The sequence below is a fragment of the Cellulophaga sp. BC115SP genome (assembly GCF_009905545.1).
Lineage (GTDB): Bacteria > Bacteroidota > Bacteroidia > Cytophagales > Spirosomataceae > Flectobacillus > Flectobacillus rivi.
The window spans coordinates 146472-166772 of sequence record NZ_JAAALB010000009.1 but is presented as its reverse complement, the minus strand read 5'-3'; the positions used below and the strand labels follow the sequence as shown (position 1 = coordinate 166772).

At 38.0% G+C, this 20301-nt stretch carries 15 protein-coding genes; 7 read left to right on the top strand and 8 right to left on the bottom strand.

Going from position 1 to position 20301, the window contains the following annotated elements:
- Window positions 1-33: 33 nt before the first annotated feature.
- The 8 genes from GVN22_RS09640 to GVN22_RS09605 form a co-directional block, all read right to left on the bottom strand.
- Entirely contained in the window at window positions 34-732 is a 699-nt protein-coding gene (locus GVN22_RS09640; protein WP_166550818.1) for a Crp/Fnr family transcriptional regulator, read from the bottom strand.
- A gap of 42 nt (window positions 733-774) precedes the next feature.
- A complete protein-coding gene (locus GVN22_RS09635) occupies window positions 775-1167 on the bottom strand; it encodes a DoxX family membrane protein (RefSeq protein ID WP_166550817.1) in 393 nt (130 codons plus the stop codon).
- A 5-nt stretch (window positions 1168-1172) separates the two neighbouring features.
- Entirely contained in the window at window positions 1173-1622 is a 450-nt protein-coding gene (locus GVN22_RS09630; RefSeq protein WP_166550816.1) for a YHS domain-containing (seleno)protein, read from the bottom strand.
- 156 nt (window positions 1623-1778) lie between these two features.
- Window positions 1779-4250: a glycoside hydrolase N-terminal domain-containing protein gene (locus GVN22_RS09625; protein ID WP_166550815.1), complete on the bottom strand. Its 2472-nt coding sequence runs from the start codon at window positions 4248-4250 to the stop codon at window positions 1779-1781.
- 433 nt (window positions 4251-4683) lie between these two features.
- On the bottom strand, window positions 4684-6360 hold the full coding sequence (locus GVN22_RS09620) for a RagB/SusD family nutrient uptake outer membrane protein (protein ID WP_166550814.1): 1677 nt from the start codon (window positions 6358-6360) through the stop codon (window positions 4684-4686).
- A gap of 35 nt (window positions 6361-6395) precedes the next feature.
- Window positions 6396-9686 (bottom strand): TonB-dependent receptor, encoded by a 3291-nt coding sequence (locus GVN22_RS09615; protein ID WP_166550813.1) that lies wholly within the window; start codon window positions 9684-9686, stop codon window positions 6396-6398.
- Between the two features lie 195 nt (window positions 9687-9881).
- The gene (locus GVN22_RS28405) at window positions 9882-10994 is read right to left on the bottom strand and encodes a FecR family protein (protein WP_166550812.1); all 1113 of its coding nucleotides are present in this window, start codon (window positions 10992-10994) and stop codon (window positions 9882-9884) included.
- Window positions 10995-11192: 198 nt separating this feature from the next.
- Window positions 11193-11780, bottom strand: coding sequence for an RNA polymerase sigma factor (locus GVN22_RS09605; RefSeq protein ID WP_166550811.1), 588 nt, complete (start codon window positions 11778-11780; stop codon window positions 11193-11195).
- Window positions 11781-12221: 441 nt separating this feature from the next.
- Here GVN22_RS09605 and GVN22_RS09600 point away from each other — a divergent pair, with 441 nt between their 5' ends.
- The 7 genes from GVN22_RS09600 (at window position 12222) to GVN22_RS09570 (ending at window position 20275) form a co-directional block, all read left to right on the top strand.
- Window positions 12222-13232, top strand: coding sequence for a pectinesterase family protein (locus GVN22_RS09600; RefSeq protein WP_166550810.1), 1011 nt, complete (start codon window positions 12222-12224; stop codon window positions 13230-13232).
- Window positions 13233-13475: 243 nt separating this feature from the next.
- Complete coding sequence (locus GVN22_RS09595; protein ID WP_166550809.1) at window positions 13476-15113, top strand: glycoside hydrolase 43 family protein; 1638 nt, start codon at window positions 13476-13478, stop codon at window positions 15111-15113.
- A gap of 75 nt (window positions 15114-15188) precedes the next feature.
- The gene (locus GVN22_RS09590; protein ID WP_166550808.1) at window positions 15189-16382 is read left to right on the top strand and encodes a glycoside hydrolase family 105 protein; all 1194 of its coding nucleotides are present in this window, start codon (window positions 15189-15191) and stop codon (window positions 16380-16382) included.
- 27 nt (window positions 16383-16409) lie between these two features.
- On the top strand, window positions 16410-17387 hold the full coding sequence (locus tag GVN22_RS09585) for an alpha/beta hydrolase (RefSeq protein ID WP_166550807.1): 978 nt from the start codon (window positions 16410-16412) through the stop codon (window positions 17385-17387).
- Between the two features lie 20 nt (window positions 17388-17407).
- The gene (locus GVN22_RS09580; RefSeq protein WP_166550806.1) at window positions 17408-18328 is read left to right on the top strand and encodes an alpha/beta hydrolase; all 921 of its coding nucleotides are present in this window, start codon (window positions 17408-17410) and stop codon (window positions 18326-18328) included.
- A 142-nt stretch (window positions 18329-18470) separates the two neighbouring features.
- Entirely contained in the window at window positions 18471-19055 is a 585-nt protein-coding gene (locus tag GVN22_RS09575) for a Crp/Fnr family transcriptional regulator (RefSeq protein WP_166550805.1), read from the top strand.
- Window positions 19056-19339: 284 nt separating this feature from the next.
- Window positions 19340-20275, top strand: coding sequence for a ring-cleaving dioxygenase (locus GVN22_RS09570; RefSeq protein ID WP_166550804.1), 936 nt, complete (start codon window positions 19340-19342; stop codon window positions 20273-20275).
- Window positions 20276-20301: the final 26 nt, after the last annotated feature.

Here is a 20301-nt window from a genome sequence, read left to right as displayed (position 1 = left end):
AAAATCAATAGAGAAAGAAGATTAAGTTAGATACTAGCTTTTTACACCTATATAATTAGCGGTTATGGTTGTCTTTTTGAGAATAATTTCAGTTCGAGAATAGTCTAGAACTCCCTTTTCTTTAAACTCATTGAATAGCTGAGTAACAGTTTGGCGAGTGCTACAAATCAAGCTTGCTATGTCTTGATGTGTAAGATAATTATGAAGAACGATATCTTCATTTTGTTGTGTACCTTCTTTAGAGGCCCATTCGTTCATAAAACTCATAAATCTAGTACGAACATCCTTGAACATCAAATTGGTATATCTATTTTGTAACCTTTTAAATCTAAAACCTATCCATTTTGTATAAGATAGCCCTAATTGAGGGTTTTGCTCAAGGAGCTTTTCGAAATCCTCCATTTTAAAGCTACAACAAATCACATTATCTGATACCGCTACTGCATATTCATCGGTGTCAGATTCGGTGAGGGTAAACTCTCCAAAAATATCACCTTTTTGAATAATATCTTTAACGATTTCGTTGCCTCTATCATCTACTTCCACAATTTTCAGTGTACCTTTTTTCAAGAAATATACTCTTACAGCTTCATCATGCGAGAACAAAATAATTTCACCTTTCTTCGCCGTTTTGAAGTTGGTAATCATACAAATTGATTTTAACTCGGAAGAAGAAAGCACACTAAAAAGTCTGTGGTCTCTTAAATACCAATATTTTGTGTCTAAATTCATAGGTATTTGGGGGATTGATGATTCCCAAATATACAAAAATGCTTAAATTGTTTTGAGAGCTGTATTCAGAATTACTCTCAACTGCTCTCTTCGCTGATATACTAACCATGTACAGCAAATTAAGGTGGCAAGTGCCATGAAGAATAACTGCCCACCATCGCCCATAATCTCGATTCCGAGCAAGAAGAGATGAGTAACAACAGCCCCAAACATCAATCCTATGCCTAATAGAGCACCCCAAAGCGTCTGACGATCAAGCAACAAAAGAAGAGAGGCAACTAATTCTAAAATACCTGTGCCAATTCTACCCCAAGGTTCAATACCAATACTACTAAAAATATACACGCTTTCGGCTGCTCCTGAAAACTTAAAGAATAAGGTCTGAAGCATAATAATGGCTGGAATTAGTCTTACCAGAAGGTTGAAGGTTTTCATAAGGTCTATTTAAAAATTTTGTTCCAATTTGTATCTGCTTGTTTCTTTAGCTTCACTTCCTCTTTTTTCCAGTCGTCTAAAGTATTTGAGAAAAAATTCTTGTAGAACAAGTATAATTTTCCTTCATAAATACGATAGTTTTCTGGGTCTACTTCAACTTTTTCGCCTTTAGCTCCCATTGCATAAGCGCACCATCCTCCGTAAGCAGGCTCATATTTTTCAGGTGTTTTTTTGAAGGTTTCCAAATTATTGGGATTAGCAAATCGGTAATTAATACCTTCATAGTTGTACGTCAAATTTATTTTTCCTTTTAGAGGCTTATTTGAAAAATAGCTAACAGGATCATAGCCACTGATTGCTGTATTTTTTTCAAGTAAAAAATGTTTTTGTCTGGTATTCTGTGCATTAACTACGATTGAGAATAGTAGCAATGCTATGCATAATATGTTTTTCATTTGTGTTCTCTGTTTGTTTATGATACAAAGTTGAATAAAAACCCAGAAGCCATTTGTCGGCTAGGTGACAAAGAGGGAAGGAATTTGAGAATAGTTAAAATAAAAAAGGAGATGATTGCGATAATCATCTCCTTGCATAAATTATAATTTAATCTTTTAAAAATTCAGCACATAAGTTTTACCTGCCTGCGTACTTAAATCCCATAATTGTGTTGCCTTCAAAACAGGCGGATTTATCTTAGCATTAGGGTTTACTAACGGCGTTGCCACTTTTTCCACCTGATAAAATGGATTTTGATTTTCGCCTTGTGCTTGTATCAGAGCGGTATTGTTTGGTTTTGTCTCTGATGCTAGTCTCAAACGACAATTGCCTCCCAATTGAGAGTGAATGACTAATTTCGTTACTTTTTGGTTTTTCCAAGAAATATCAACGGTGAATCCCCCTCTTGCTTTTAAGCCTTTGATACTACCATCTTTCCATTCACTTGGTAAAGCTGGTAATACTTCAATACTACCATCATGGTTTTGTAAAAGCATTTCGGCTACGCCAGCAGTACAACCAAAATTTCCATCAATTTGGAAGGGTGGGTGTGCGTCAAATAAATTCGGATAGGTACCACCACCTTGTCCGCTTTGTACTTTTGGAGAAACAAGCGTCAACTGATTTTTAATCAAAGTATAAGCATGATTTCCATCTTTCATTCTTGCCCAAAAATTCACTTTCCAACCCATACTCCAGCCTGTCGAAATATCGCCACGAGAAATAAGGGTCTGATTTGCTGCCGAAAACAACTCTGGATTGCGATAAGGAGAAATTTGATTGGCAGGATATAAACCATACAAATGTGAGATATGACGATGTTTGTCGTCAGGTCTATCCCAGTCTTTAATCCACTCTTGTAACTGACCAAATTGTCCAATTTGCATTGGCGGAATTTGCTTACGTATATTATCTAAGGTATCCGCAAACATTTGATCTTGTTTCAAAGCCTTACTAGCCTGTATGGTATGCGTCAATAGCTCAAAAACAATCTGATTGTCCATTGTTGTGCCATAGCTCAAACCTGCACTACCACCGATAGGGTCTTTGTACGTATTTTCAGGACTCATCGACGGACTGACTACCAACCAACCATGTTCTGGCTCTTTTTGCATGGCATCTACATAAAAGGTTGATGCACCTTTGAGGATAGGATATATTTCTTGCAAAAATTTTTTGTCACCTGTATACAAATAATGCTCCCACAAATGACGACTCAGCCAAGCACCACCCATTGGCCACATGCCATAAAAACCTCCATCGACTGGTCCTGTAATACGCCAAATATCCGTATTATGATGTGCCATCCAGCCACGAGCATTGTAAAGCTTTTTTGCACTTTCCTGACCAGTCACGGCTAACTCCTTTAACATCTTGAACAAGGGATCACCCAATTCGGATAAATTGGTTGGTTCGCTTGGCCAATAATTCATTTCGGTATTGATATTAATAGTGTATTTGCTGTCCCAAGCGGGTTTTACTCGGTCATTCCATTTGCCTTGTAAGTTGGTAGGCTGCCCATTGGGTTGTGAACCAGCAATCATCAAATATCTGCCAAATTGGAAATAAAGGGCAATAAATTCAGGGTCAAACTGCGAATTGAATTGCTGTAAACGCTCATCGGTAGGTAAATTGACTGAACTGCTTTTTCCTAAATCTAGAGAAACACGATTAAAATATTGCTGATAATTTTTAATATGCTCTTGGAGTAATTGAGAAAAGCTCTTCTTCAAACCTTTATTCAAAAGGCTCATTGCATTTGCGTGAGCATCAGCAGAAAGGTCTCTATAGTTTTTAAAATTAGTACCAATGCTAATATAAATGGTAGCTTCGGTAGCGTCGTTGATGACAATACTTGAATCGTTGGTACTTACCTTACCATCTTTTGAGAGGACTTTTACATCCACTTCATAATTGATTTTGGAGGCTAAATTTTCTTGCGCAGCTGGTGTGCCTGTTAGGGTTAATAGTCCATTTTTTACATAAATATGTTTTTCTTGGTGAGCAGAATTGATGCCAACCGAAAAATTAAGCGCTTTTGCTTTGCTCGCTTCACATTTTACCGCAATCACATTGTCTCCTAATGTGGCTATTGCTGTTCTCTTATATTTAACGCCATCGATCTCATAGCTTACTGTAGAGGTAGCCTTACTGATATTGAGGTCACGATAATAATTTTGTGGATTATCATGCCCTTTGAAACGAAGATATACATCACCAGAAGGCTGATAACTCATACCGTTTTGAGGTGCAACCATCTTCTGTTTGGATAGCTCCTGTGCCTCAGCGTACTTTTTCTCAAAAAGAAGTTTTCTCAATAAAGGGATTGTTGCTCCTTGACTTTCAACCACATTATTATGAGGCTGTCCAGACCAAACCGTTTCTTCATTGAGCTGGAGGTGTTCTATCGCAGGGTTTCCGAAAACCATGGCAGCAAGTCTCCCATTCCCAATTGGTAGCGCTTCATTCCACGAAGAGGCAGGTTTTTTGTACCAAAGTTTGTAATCTTGTTGAGGACTTTGTGAAAAAGCTAATAAGCTAGATGTACTTAAAAAAAGAGCTTTGACGGCTATTGTTTTTAAATTCATAATTGGATTGTTTAGAAGTAAATGATAGTACTAGATGCTAGATTTTGTTGTTTAAAAAAGTCATTAATACCATCTTACACATAAGTAATATTTTACGTAATTGTACTCATAGAAAAGTATGAGTCATCTCGAATTTAGCGATTTAGAGATTGAGTGAGCGAGCGATTAATTAATTTAAAATTTGTATTCCATCAGTAGAGACGCAATGATTGCGTCTTAAACCAAGTCATATCTAGCATAATAGCATCAAAAAAGTGGTCGAAAAATATTTTTCGACCACTTTTTTGATAAAAACTTAGAGCATAATCCCAATCCCGAAAAATTCAGGATAACTCATGTTTAATCTTTATCAGGGTAAATGTACCATACAAGCACTTGAATTTTTTAGCGTACCCATTGATTACAATCGTAACTCACAATTCTACCTTATTCCTTAATTATACCCTGGGTTTTGCAAAAACTCATTTTTGTTCTGCAATACATCTATTTCCACACGAGGAATAGGGCGTAAAGTATGGTACGCTTTGATGTTTGGTGCAGCAAAAGGATTGTATTTGGTCGCACGTTCGATTAGTTTGCCTGTACGTTTTAGGTCAAACCAACGAAGTTGTTCTCCAACAAATTCTCTGGCTCTTTCATCAAGAATAAAATCTAAAGTCATATCACTTGCTTTTACTTGCATAGCGGATGCTTGTCCCGGAAGTGCTGCTCTTGAACGAACAACATTGACATAACTGGCAGCTTTTGTATTATCACCAAGTTTCATACTTGCTTCTGCTGCAATTAAATACATTTCGGATAACCTAAATACAAAAGCATCACGCTTACTGTTAATTACATCTCTTGCCGAACGAGTTGGGTCTGCAAATTTGATAAGTGCAGGGAAGTGCCAGCGGGGAATCGTGGGTAAGCCATCTGCTTGGTAAATATCGTTTACATCATAAATCACATAAGGTTTTGATTTACGGTATTCGGCACTTACTGGCGTTTTTGATATTACTACAGATGTGTCGCCAAGTTTCATTCCCGAAGCAAGAGAAGTAGGGTCATTGGCATACCACACCATACGGAATGAGCCTGCCCAGCGAGCATCTTTTGTTTCATCAAATATATTTAATAGATACTTTGAAGGCATATATTGCACTAATGGGCGCCCTGTTTCTACATCATAAGTCCAACCTTTATCTCCACCAAAATACGGCAAGTACAATACGTGAGCATGATTTCCGCCTTCCCATAACCAATAATATCCTAGGTCATCATAACGACCATAGTCATTGAGGTTGTTGTTTTCGGAATAATTTACAAACCATACTACTTCAGAGTTTTTGCTACCGTCGCTGTTGTTGATATTCCAAAGGGCTTTGTAGTCGCTCATGAGCTTATAACTATAATTGTTAATCACTCGGTCGGCCATTGTTAAGGCTTCGGTGTTTTTGTCACGCGTCAAATACAAACGTGCCAAAAGTGCCGCTACTGCTGGTTCGGTAATACGCCCTCCCTGTGGAGTTACTACACCTTTTAACTGAGTTAGAGCAGTTTCTAAATCGCTGAAAATCAATTTATAAATGTCATCTTTGGAGTTTCTGAGTGCCGTTGTTTCTGGCGCTATCGTCGATTTAGTCCGAAGCGGAATGTCTCCAAATGTCTCTGTCAAATGATAGTAATAAAAAGCTCTAAGAAAGCGGATTTCTCCCTCACGAACGGCTTTCTGACTAGCTGAAAGAGGCGATGTCGGAAGATATTCCAGCGCTGTATTACAAGCATTGATACCTCTATAAAAGCTTTTCCAAACAAATAAAAAGCCCGTTTCTGTTGCTTGTAAAGTGGAGCTATAATCATGGAAATAGGTATAACCTGTAAATCCACCTGGAAGCATTTCGTCTGTTCCTGCTTCGGTCAAAAGATGACCAATTACTTTTCCATACCAAATACGTGTTGGGGCATAGCATGAATTAACGAGCCCTTCCATTCCTTCGGCAGTTTTGTAAAATTGGTCTGAAGTAACCGTATTTTTATTGGTTTCTTCCAAAAAATCAGAGCAGGAATTGAGCCCTAATGTTCCTGTCAAACCGATTGAAGCAATTATATATCTAAAAATCTTTTTCATAATGAATCATGTTTGAAGTTTTACCAAGTACTTTCTTAAAAACTAGCATTTAAACCAAATACCAATTGTTTGGTAAGCGGAAAGTCGACCGAACCGCCACGCTCAGGGTCATAGTTTGCTATCTTGCTGAAAGTGAAGAAGTTTTTGGCTGTCGAATAAATGGTGACATTACTCAAAGGAGTCTTTTTCAATAATGATTTTGGTAAATTATAGCTCAAACGAATATCCTTGATTTTCCAGAATGACCCATCAATGTATTTGAGCGTAGAGATATACTGGTCTGTGCGATTCAAATATGGTTGTGGATATGAGTTAGTTGGATTGCTTGGTGTCCAATAGTCCACTACAGCAGTCGTTCCCCCTGGATAGTAATAACCCAAGTAATCACTGGCAATGGTTTGTCCTACACGTGCATATACCAATACTGACAAGGATAAATCTCCATAAGTAAAATAGTTAGTAATACCACCCGACCATTTTGGTGAAGCTTGCCCCAATACCACACGGTCATCACTAGCAGTAATTTTACCATCTCCATTTTGATCTTTTACCTTGATTTCACCTGGGGTTTTACCATATTTGGCTGCTTCATCTTTTTCTGAAGTTTGCCAAATACCTGCTTTTTCATAATCATAAAATACTCTCAATGGCTTACCAACAAACCATGCTTTGGCTACGTCATCTCCACCTACACTTAATTGAACAATCTCTTCTTTGAAAGTGGCGAAATTGAGGTCTGTTGACCAGCTAAACTTCTTTGTATGAACATTATGCGTTGAAATAACTACATCCAAACCACGAGTTTTAGTTTTACCCACGTTTGCAACTGTTGTGCTGTATCCTGTCAAACTTGGTAGAATTCTATCCATCAACAAATCACTGGTGTTGGTGGTATAGTAGTCGATGGTACCTGTAATTCTGTTTTTCAAAATACCAAAGTCTAATCCAAAGTTAAGGGTAGCTGTTTTTTCCCATCCCAAATCTTGATTTGCTAGTAATTTCGGCCAGTATCCAAAGGCAGGATTTTCATCAAATGAAAAAGCTACTCGACTCAAGCCTCCTTGTGTTTGATATGGTGAAATAGCGCTATTGCCCGAAACTCCATAACTTGCTCTTACTTTGAATTCGGAAAGTGTATTCTGAATATTACTATTAGCCAAGAAAGACTCAGCCAATGGACGCCATGCTAAAGCTAAAGAAGGGAAAGATGCCCACTTTTTGCCGGGAGCCAATACCGAAGCACCATCAAAACGAACTGAACCAGTTACAAAATAACGATCTTTGTACTTGTAATTGATACGTCCAAAAAATGAAGCTAATGAGCTTTCTGTCAAGCTACTGTTGGTAATGATGTCGCGAGTATTGGTACCTAAATTATAAAATAGAGCAGATGAGAATGGTTGGTCTTTACCTTCGGCAGAAAAGTTTACGGTACGATAACTAATCATACTCGTTCCAACCATGGTATTGAGCGTATGGTCTTTGAAAGTTTTGTTATAGTTCAATACATTTTCCCAAGTCCAATTACGATTGCGTTGGTCTATTAATGCCGAACGAGAGTAGCCACTATTGACACCAGCCAAGGTGGTATTTTTTCCTTCAAAAATACCTTGTTGACTATTAAACATATCAACGTTGAAACTAGAACGCAACGATAAATCCTTCAAAATATTCCAATCAGCGTAACCCAACATAAATATTCGGCTGCTACTGGTTTCGTTATTATAGTTGGCAGGATCTTCGTCTAGTAAAGGATTATAAGTCAGATTACCCGGGAAAGGATATGTTTTGATAGACCCGTCTGCTTCGTAGGGCTCGCCCAGTGGAGAGTTTTTGATTAGATTCCAAAAACTGGTATTTCTACGTTGTTGCGTTGAGCTATTGAAGTTTAACACCATTCCTACTTTCAGGTTGCTAAAAATCTGATGGTCAAGGTTTAAGTGTTGTACAAAACGCTTGAGTTCATCATATTTTAATAAACCTCTTTCGTCAAAAAACTCAGAAGATAATCTGAATTTGGTCTTTTCATTACCTCCTGAAATAGCCAAATGGTTGTTTTGAACACTACCATTATGTAACATCAAATCTGCCCAATTGGTATTAACGCCTTTTTGAATATTGGGTAATAACACATTGAAAATCTTGGCATCATCTGCTGTACTACTCCACTGACCTGCGGCACGATAGGCTTCACGCTGCATTGCTACAAATTGCTGTGAATTAGTTACTTGCTGATAATCTGATAACAAATTAAGACCATAGTAGTTGTTAAACTCGACTTTAGTTTTGCCAGCTTTTCCATTTTTTGTAGTAATCAAAATAACACCATTGGCACCTCTCGAACCATAAATAGCTGTTGAAGAGGCATCTTTTAGCACTTCGATTGATGCTACGTCGTTCGGGTTGATGTCAATATAAGAACCATATTGGACACCATCTACCAAAATCAAAGGTTGGTTCGAAGCATTCAAAGAGCGGTTACCACGAATCGAAAAGTTCAAAGATGCCCCACTTTCGCCACTGCTACGAGTCAGATCCATCCCAGCAACTTTTCCTTGAAGGGTCTCAAGAACGTTAGTAACGGGAGTTGAGGTAATTTGTGTTTCTTTGATTGAAACAACCGAACCCGTCAAATCACGCTTTTGTACTTGACCATAACCAACCACTACAACTTCGTCGAGGGCATTATTTTCTGGCTGAAGCTGTACATTGATAATAGTCTGTTCGCCTACAAGTTTTTCCGCAGATTTATATCCTACAAAACTATAAACCAATGAATTAGTTTTTTTAGGAACGGCAATTTTATAAAAACCTTTATCGTCAGAAGTTGTACCTGTTCGAGTACCTTTAATAATGATGTTTACGCCTGCTAAGGCGCTACCACTTTCGTCGGTAATCTTCCCCGAAACAGAAATATCAGCGGGTATCATCTCCTCAACTACTTGCGTTGTTTCTTCAATGGGTTCGGCGACATCCAACACGATTTGTCTGCCCGAAATCTCATACTTGATTTGCAAAGGCAGCAATAATTTATTCAATACTTGTCCTAAAGTAGTATTGTTGAGTGTCACAGAAACTTTGCGTTCGCTGTTGATTATACGTGAGCTATATACAAAGCGGACATCACTATTTTTTTCAATGGTATGCAAGATTTCTTTTATGCTTTGATTACTAGCCTTGATAGATAAAGGCTGACGCAGCACCTCTTGTCCCTTGCTAGGTAAAGCAAGCGAAAGGTTGAAAAATGCTGCCATCAAGCAAAGCTGGTAAAAGGTTAGTTTCATGATTTGCCAAACAAAATGATAATTCTGTTGAATTTTTTTCATAACTTTAGATTGTTAAAATTTGGACGATTTTGACAAAAGAATAGCTGCAATCCCTGCAAGGATTGGTGGCTAAAGGGTCGATAAATTGCACTTTATCGGCTCTTTTTTTTGAGATAAAAAACAGGACGTAATCGACTGTATTACATAGGCACTAAGGATTTTGAGTTAAATAGATTTTCTTTCATAGCATTTGTTTTATTCACATCCAGCACCAGATACTACCACTTTCCCCTCCGACAGGACATAGTTAGCTCTTACTGCTTTACAAATAAGGTGTAGCTTTTGATTCAAAGGCTCGTCGGTCAATGACGCTGTGACAGGGCAATTGCCCATCAAATGCTCATTGTACTCAACTTTTAAGTGATAAACCTGTTCGATTCGAGCAAAAACGTCTTTTAAAGGAGTTTCATTAAATTCAAATGAAATATGCTCGATCGACTGAGAGGTATTTGGACTAACAGTCTCTGAAAACGGCTTTGGAGCTTGGACGGCGCCAATATTATTTTCTTCGACGACGACCCTTTCGCCTGGTGAAAGTACCAATCCTTCTAACTTTTTGGTTTGAGCTTGTTGGGTTTCCTCTTGACTATTGGCTAGAAAGACAGCAACTCGCCCAGTTTTGACATTTACTGTTACGGTCGGAGCATCTGCAACGGCTCGTATCGTAAAGCTTGTGCCTAATACTTTGGTAATAACTTGATTGGCGTGAACAAAAAATGGCTTAGTAGCATCTTTTGCTACTTCAAAAAAGGCTTCGCCCGTCAAATACACTTCACGTTTATCTCCTTCAAAGGATTCAGGATACGAAATACGTGCTCCTTTTTTTAACATAATTGAACTACCATCAGGAAGACTTACTACTTTTTGTTCTTCGTTTAGGTTCAATGATTCAATAATTTCGTATTTCTTTTTGGCCATATTTACTTGTGCCAAATAGGTATTGTCAGAAACCAATTGCGATTTTTGCCACCACAAACCTATTCCCAGAGCTAATGAGGCTGCCACCGCTACCCATGCCCAGTTTTGACGGAAACGACCCCAAATAGAAGGAGTTTCATATTGCGCAATTTGTACGAAAATAGCACTTTTCAACTCCACCATCTCATCATCTGAAAAGTCAGAATCAGCCATTTGGTTTGTTAAAAGCACAATTTGTCGAGCTATTTCAATATCTTTTCTTTTAAAGGGATAGGTTTCGAGCCAATTTTGCCAAAAGTTTTCTGCTGCCAAATCGGTAGCATTAACCCACTGGATAAAATACTGATCCTGAGCTAATTCTTCGGGCGTATATGATACATAATTGTTCACATCAACGTTAGTTTGGTTGTTAATAGGGAAATTTAAACGTGGCAAAGGCATAAAGTGATTGAAGAAATAGTATCAAAACACTTTGTGAATTTATGTCATTATCACGGCTCACTGTTTGAAAGTATTATCCCTTTACAAATACAGAGAAGCGTTTTGAATTTTACTACCACAAGAAATGTAATTTTTTTTTGATTTTTTTTAACCAAAGATGAAAAATAGCACTATCGAGATTAAATAGGACAATTGTTGACGTAGTTTGGTTAAGGCTTTTTGAAGGATATTAGCTACAGTTTGCTCCTTGATTTCTAATAAGTTAGCAATTTCTCTGAGCTTAAGATTAGAGTAGTATTTGAGCGTAATGATCTCTCTTTCTCGTTCTGAAAGAATTTTTAAAGATTTTTCAATTTGTGCTTCTTGAAAACTTTCCGATTCGATTCTACACAACAACATTTCTGGGGATAATTCATCAGCTTCAAAGTCCATAGGATACCATTGTACTTCAGTATTTTCCTGATTATCTCTTTTAAGAAGTTTGGTCGTGGCTCTCCGTACACAACGATAGAGGTAAAATTTTACCTGAACGTCTTCATTCAAATTGCTTCGATACAACCACAAATCTACAAAGACATCTTGCACCGCATCTTTTGCCAAAGCTCGGTCTAGCGAAATTTTATAAGCATAGCTAACTAACTCTTTACCAAGGGCATCAAACAGCTTCTCAAAGGCTTTTCTATCTCCTTTGATAATCTTTTGCCAAAGCTGCAAGTATGCGGATTCATCGAGCATGAATGAAAAATTTGAATTAGAAAGGTACAAAATTAACTTAGATTTATCTTAAAAGTAAGGCAATTTAAAAATATACTTATAGAAAAACATACATTTTGATAAAAATTAAACCGATTGCATTTTCAAATCAATAGGTCAAACGTTTGGCAACGTTGCCGGCAACGATTGCGTAAAAAAATCAAAAATATTATTTGTGTGCACCAAACTTATATCTGAATTTCGAACCGTAAACCTATTTATAATTACAAAAAAACTTGTAATTCTTCCATAGCATTTTCTATTTCTCCGAAAAAATAGAGGTACGCATTAGGTCAATTTGTATTCCTCAAAATTCTACTTAATCAGATGATTATGTGTGGGTTATTTATAGCCTATTCAAAGAATAAAATATCATTTCCAGCTAGTTGAGATGGAATTATGTATTTAATATTTTCCTAAAAAATGAAAAAAAGTCTTATTTCAATGTTATTGTTTTTTTTGAGTTTATCGGTGGCGATAGCTCAAAAGACTACGACTTATCCGACCAAATTTACGGTTGCCTTAGACGGCTCGGGGGACTTCAAAAGTATCCAAGAGGCGATTATGGCTTTTCGAGATCATTCACAACAACGAGTTACTTTGTTTATTAAAAATGGTAATTATCACGAAAAAGTGACCATTCCAGCCAATAAACCCAACCTACATCTTATCGGTGAAAGTCGCGAAGGTGTGGTAATTACCAATGGTGACTATTCTGGCAAAACCTATTCCAACGGGCAAAAAGATGCTGTAGGCAAAACGCAGTTTAGCACCTATAATTCGTACACACTTTTGGTTGATGCGCCAGATATAATTCTCGAAAACCTCACGATTGTTAACAGTGCTGGAAGAGTAGGGCAAGCAGTAGCATTGCATGTGGAAGGAGATAGGTTTGTTTGTAAAAATTGCACTCTCTTGGGAAATCAAGACACGCTTTATGCTGCCAGAGAGGGCACTCGCCAGTATTATGTCAATTGTCAAATTGAAGGGACTACTGATTATTTGTTTGGCAAAGCTATCGTTGTTTTTCAGTCATGTACCCTAAAAAGTCTTTCAGATTCTTACATCACGGCAGCAGCGACGCCTGATTACCAGCCTTATGGATTTGTATTTTTTGACTGTAAACTCACAGCTGACTCCACTGCCAAAAAAGTATTTTTAGGTCGTCCGTGGCGACCAGCTTGTAAAACAGTTTTTATACGTACCGAAATGGGTAGTCATATTTTGTCTATTGGTTGGAATAATTGGGGTAATCCAGCAAATGAAAAAACAGTATTATATGCTGAATATCAATCTACGGGCGAAGGTGCAAACCCTACCAAAAGAGCTACTTGGAGTCGTCAGTTGAGTAAAAAAGAACTACGTAATTATACATTGGAAAAGATTTTTGGTACAAAAGAACAAATTACAAACTGGTGGAACGGAGGTGAGTGATGAGTTTGGAGTGATGAATGCGGAGTGTTTAATGGAATATATTCAAAATCGTATGCTGTTAAATAAATGTAATCGCCTCTCATTACTGGACAAAATTGAAGTTCCTAGTTCAAGACTTAGTCTTGGACTAGCTTTTTTAGGCAGTCTAAAACTGTTTTGCAAAAATCAGTTACAAAGTCCAGACATCTTAATCACTTTTTCATGATACTTAAGACTTTACATTTTCCTCATAATTAGACATTTATGAAATCATTTGGCAAATTATTAACTCTCTGTGCATTAGGGTTTTCATTAGGTACATTGGCACAAAATAGCCCAACAATTTCTAAAGTTTGGGTTTCAGATTTAGGTAATGGACAGTACAAAAATCCTGTCCTCGATGCCGACTATTCTGATCCAGATGCTTGTCGTGTGGGTAATGATTTTTATATGATAGCATCCAGTTTCGATGCAGTTCCAGGTTTACCTATTCTACATTCAAAAGACTTGGTCAACTGGACTATCATTGGTCATGCGCTAAAGCGTCAACCTCCTTTTGAGCATTTTTCAAAAACTCAACATGGCAATGGCGTTTGGGCTCCTGCGATTCGCTATCATGCTGGGGAGTTTTGGATTTATTATCCTGATCCTGATTTTGGTATTTATTTGACCAAAGCTAAAAATCCTACTGGTCCTTGGTCTGAACCTATTTTGGTGGAAGAAGGAAAAGGGTTAATAGACCCATGTCCTCTTTGGGATACAGACGGACAAGTTTATCTGGTTCATGGTTGGGCTGGCAGTCGTGCTGGAATTAAAAGCGTGCTGACTATCAAGAAGATGAATACCGAAGGAACCAAAGTTGTTGACGAAGGCAAAATAATTTTTGACGGTCATGAAACTGACCCGACGGTGGAAGGCCCCAAGTTTTATAAGCGTAATGGTTACTACTATATTTTTGCTCCTGCTGGTGGAGTTTCTACGGGTTGGCAATTGGTGCTTCGTTCCAAAAATGTATATGGTCCTTACGAAAGAAAAGTAGTCATGAATCAAGGAAATAGCCCTGTCAATGGTCCTCACCAAGGAGCGTGGGTAGATACTCCAACGGGAGAAGATTGGTTTTTACATTTTCAAGACAAAGATGTATATGGTCGTGTGGTACATTTGCAACCCATGAAATGGGTAAAAGATTGGCCAGTCATTGGCAATGACCCCGATGGTGATGGCATCGGCGAACCTGTGATGACTTATCTTAAACCGAATGTAGGTAAAACGTATCCAATTGTTACACCAGCCGAATCGGATGAGTTTGAGGGCAATACTCTTGGTTTGCAGTGGCAATGGCAGGCAAATCCGAAAGGAATTTGGCATAGTCTGACCAACAAAGGAAGCTTACGTTTGTACTCTCAAAAAGTCCCTGATAATGCCAAAAACAACTGGGAAGTACCTAATATTTTATTACAGAAATTCCCAACTGAGAAATTTACGGCTACAACGAAGTTAATCTTTACACCTAATCAAAAGCTTGAAAATGAGAAGGTAGGATTAATTATTTTAGGGAAAAGCTACGCACATATTGGACTGAAAAGTAAAGGTAAAGAGGGAATCTTTTTAATTTATGGAGAATCTCAAAAGGCATCTGAAGGTAAGCCCGAAGTTGAAACTATAACAGAGACTCCTATCCCTGCTAATACGCCAGTTTATTTAAGAGTTAAGGTTTTAGATAAAGCCCGTTGTCAATTTAGCTATAGTCTTGATGGACAAACTTTTAAAAATATGGGAGAACCATTTCAAGCAATTGTTGGACATTGGATTGGCGCTAAAATCGGCTTATTCTGCACAAGAACCACGCAAATCAACGACTCAGGTTACGCCGATGTAGATTGGTTTAGAATTGAAAAATAGGCACTAGTTGTCAGGGATAAGGCATTAGTAAAAAACTGATGCCTCATCCCTCCTTGCCTCAACCCTATATTTCCTATGCAACGAAGAACACTTTTACAGATGGCCTTGGCGTATTCTGGTACATCGGTATTGTACCCAGCCATGGCACGAGATAAATCAAAAACAGCTTGGTCGGTTCGTATGGCCGATTCAGATATAAAACGGAATCCTGAGGCTTGGATGTTAGACTTTGCCAAAAAGCCTTTTTGGGGCTATTGTCAAGGATTAGTTTGTCTTTCACTACAAAAACTTTGGGAATACAATGGCGACATCAAATACTATGAATATGTCAAAAAATATGCTGATGATTTGATTTTGGCAGATGGCACAATTACCACTTATGATAAAGAAAAGTATAATATTGATGCTGTAAACTCAGGAAAAATCCTATTTGCCATTTATGAAAAGACAAAGGAAGCGAAGTATAAAAAAGCATTAGACACTTTACGAGATCAAATGCGTTCGCATCCTCGAACCACTGAAGGAGGTTTTTGGCACAAAAAACACTATCAACATCAAATGTGGCTTGATGGACTTTATATGGCAACACCTTTTCTGGCTCAATATGCCAAAGTTTTTCAAGAACCTACGCTTTTTGATGATGTTGCCAAGCAAATTCTACTGATTGATCGACACAATAAGAATCAAGTCACAGGTTTGTATAGCCATGGTTGGGATGAAAGTAAACAAGAAAAATGGGCTGATAAAGAAACAGGCAAATCTGCTCATACATGGGGGCGTGGTATGGGATGGTATGCCATGACCTTGGTAGATACATTAGAATTTTTCCCCAAAAACCACCCTCAGTATAAAGCTATTTTAGCCATAACTCATCAAGTAGCTAAGACTTTACAAAAATATCAAGACACTTCAACGGGACTTTGGTATCAGGTGATGGACGTAGGAGCAAAGGAGGGTAATTACGTAGAAGCATCGGCTTCGACGATGTTTGTCTATACTCTCATGAAAGGAATACGTTTGGGAGTGATTGACAAAAAGTATTTATCCATAGCTCAAAAAGGCTACCAAGGTATTCTGAAACATTTTATTAAAGAACAACCCGATGGAGGAATTACCATTGCCGAGACTTGCGCAGGAGCAGGTTTGGGAGGCAATCCCTATCGCGATGGAACTTATGAATATTATTGTAAAGAAGCCAAAAGAGACAACGATCCTAAAGCCGTTGGTCCATTTATTCTATTAGCTATTGAGTTTGAGAAAAGAAGTTAGTACGAATTGACTATAAAACATAATGAAATGAAAATCAAATTATTACTCATATTTCTATTGTCATTTTCTGGTAAAATATCAATAGCACAATACAAGCCAATTCCAAGAGATACTACTTATAATATCAGGAAAGTGCATAGCCAAATCAAGAGAGATTACCCCTATGCAATTCCAGTACCCGATCAGACACCAGCAAATGTGACTGAGGCAAGGGACTTGATTTATGCACATTTACCACAAACTCCTTTTGGTCCAAGAGATTTACATCTGGATATTTTTAGACCCAAAAAGAAAGGAAAATACCCTGCGCTATTGATGATTCATGGTGGGGGATGGCGTTCTGGAGAAAAATCCATGCAAGTTCCTTTGGCACAATTAATTGCCAATAAAGGATTTGTGACCATTCCTGTTGAATACCAATTATCGCTCGAAGCACCTTACCCTGCGGCTGTCCACAATATCAAAGCCGCTATTCGTTGGGTAAAAGCTCATGCGCAAGAATTTGATATCGACACTACCAAGATGGCGATTTCAGGTTGTTCGGCTGGTGGACATTTGGCATCATTGGTAGGATTAACAGGTGGTGTACCTCAATTTGAAGGTACAATGGGAAATCATTTGGGCATATCCACCAAGCTTCAGGCAATCGTAGATATTGATGGTGTAATTAATTTTTTGGCGCCATCGTCCCTCAATCTTGAGCGCAAAAGTGATTCTCCAGACGCAGCTTGGCTGGGCGGTGTATTTTCAGAAAAACCTTTAGTTTGGAAAGAGGCATCACCTGCATACTGGATTACCGAAAAGTCTGTTCCGATGCTGTTCTTGAATAGTGGCTATTCTCGTTTTCATGCAGGACAAGATGAACTAATTGGTCAATATAAGGAGTGGGGTATTTACCAAGAAGTTCATCAGTTCAATGTGAAGGTACATCCATTTTGGCTATTTCATCCTTGGGCCGACGAGTCAGCTCAATATATGGCTGATTTCTTGAAAAAAGTACTTTAACATTTCTAATTTTTGTTCTGATGAAAATCTTAAAAGCGTTACTATGTTCATTTCTCTGTTGGGCATCGAGCCAAACGTTATTAGCTCAAGAGTTTATTCCTTTATGGGAAAAAGGTAAAATGCCCAATTCCAAAGGCTTAAGTATCAAAGACAGCATCGCTAATGAACGGGTATATCGTGTTGGTACTCCAGGGATGTATGCCTTTTTTCCATCAAATCAAGAAAATAAAGGCGCCGCTGTCGTGATTTGTCCCGGCGGTGGATATGAGCGTTTGGCTTATGTTATCTCAGGGTTTCAGTTGGCGAAATGGTTTAATACCATGGGAGTTTCGGCTTTTGTGCTCAATTACCGCTTACCTAATAGTCCTGATTTAATCAACCGAGAGATTGGTCCTTTGCAAGATGCCCAGCGAGCCCTCAAATATATTCGTAGAAACGCTAGCAAATGGGGAATCAAACCCGATAAAGTAGGTATTCAGGGCTCTTCGGCAGGCGGACATTTGGCTAGTTTGGCAGGAGTAACTACAAAAGATATTGCTTCGGTTGGCGATTCGCTCGACAAATTTTCAGCACATCCCGACTTTATGATTTTGGTTTCACCCGTCGTGGATTTGGACAAATATGCTCATAAAGGCAGTAGAAAAAACCTTTTAGGCGAAAATCCCTCTCAGGAATTAGTAAAACAATACTCAATTCAGCATCAGGTAACGCCAAAAGCTTGTCCGGCTTTCATTGTTTGTGCTTTTAATGACAACGCCGTTGATGCACATAATAGCTTGATGCTGTATCAGTCTCTTTTAGAAAACAAAGTAAGTAGCGCGTTACATATTTTTCCACAAGGCGCGCACGCTATTGCACTAAGAAATAACCCTGGTTCGGCAGAAATATGGACAGAGATTTGTGAGAAATGGCTTTCTGAAATAGGAATTCTAGTTCGATAATTCTTAATTTAAGTAAGCTACAAAATTCTTTTATGCGTTTTTAGGCGGATTTATCCGCCTTTTTTTATTTCAAAAGTCATTAAGATGTATTTTTGTGTATTACTTAACTTATCTCTTCAAGCCATATTGATCCAAAACTTTTATGAAAGATATATTTAAAGAATACTTACAAAAGTATATTCCCACTACCGATGAACAATTCGACCAGCTTTCTTCAGAATTGACTATCAAACACGTTAAGAAAAATACGATTCTCATAGAGCAAGATACCATTGATGATTCTACTTTTTTTGTCTGTAATGGCTTGATTCGTGCTTATACCATCGACCATCAGGGCAAAGAGCACGCGATATTTTTTGCGCCAGAACATTGGTGGGTCAACGATAAAAATAGCTTTTACTTTTGTGAACCTTCCCTATTCTATGTAGAAACCTTAGAAGACACAGACTTGGTACAGATTTCTCGAAAATTCTATGATAAAGCTGCCATTTTGATTCCAGAGTTTGCTCCTTGGCAAACTAAGATTTTACATAATTCCATCAGATTTATGCAAAAGCGCATCAATCTACTACTAGCAGCACAAGCCGAAACTCGCTATTTGGATTTTATCAAAATGTATCCTAATCTCGTTCACCGTATTCCACAAACGATGATAGCATCTTATCTTGGCATCACGCCCGAGTCCCTCAGCCGTGTCCGAAAAGTATTGGCAACTAAGGGAATTTGAAAATTTGGTGATTTGAAGATTTAAAAATAAAATTGATGTAGTGGCAACCCTTGCGGTTGCCACTACATCAAAAAATACTAATCAGTAAGAATACTTTTGAACAAAATAGAAAGCCTTCTTCGTACAGTCTTAACTCATAACTATATTTTATACTTAAACTTTCACTAATCCCTCAACCCTGACCCCTCTCCTATCATTACTTATCATACATCAATGCACAGCCCTGAATAAGCTAGTAATTTTGACTCATCAAACAACAACAATTACTAAACGACTTATTCATTATGGAATCATACATCAAAGGCATGCACCATGTAACAGCTATCGCGGGTGATGCAAAACGCAATCTTCATTTTTATACAGAAGTATTAGGATTACGTCTTATCAAAAAGACTGTCAACTTCGATGACCCTCATACTTATCATTTTTACTTTGCCAATGCAAATGCAGATTTAGGCTCAGTATTGACATTCTTCCCTTGGGGAGATCGAGTAAAAAGAGGTCTTAAAGGAGCAGGTATGGCGACAGAAGTAAGCTATTCTGTACCAAAAGGAAGCTTAGATTTTTGGGTAAAAAGATTGGACGACAACAATGTCTTTTACAGCAAACCTACTTTGAAATTTGGTGAAAGATATATCGCTTTTCTTGACCCAGATGGTTTGAAAATAGAATTGATTGAAACAGATACTCCTCAGGATACTTTGCCAGAAGTGTATGGTGTAAAACCTGAATATGCGCTTAATAGCATTTATGCTGTGACGCTTACACTCAACAACATAGCCCCAACCGCTTCTATTTTGACAGATGTTTTTGGTTATGAATTGGAGAAAAAAGAAGGTAATCGTACTCGTTACACCATGACAAAAGATGGCTTGACTTCTAAAGTTGACTTAGTTGAATTACCAAACGAATCGAGAGGTATAGTGGCTGGCGGTATCATTCACCACGTAGCTTTCAGAGTAAGTAACGATACTGATTTAATGAAAATGCGTGAAAAAATCGTAGCCTTAAGCTTGAATATCACCGAGCAAATAGATCGCCAATATTTCCACTCTTTGTATTTCAGAGAACCAGGAGGTGTTTTATTCGAAATAGCAACTGATAACCCAGGTTTTGACATCGATGAGGATGAATCAGAATTAGGACAGCATTTGATGTTGCCTTCAAGATATGAAGCTCAACGTGAACGTATCGAAAAAGCCTTGCCAGTATTAGCGTAAGGATTTGGACTATGGGCTTTTGAGCA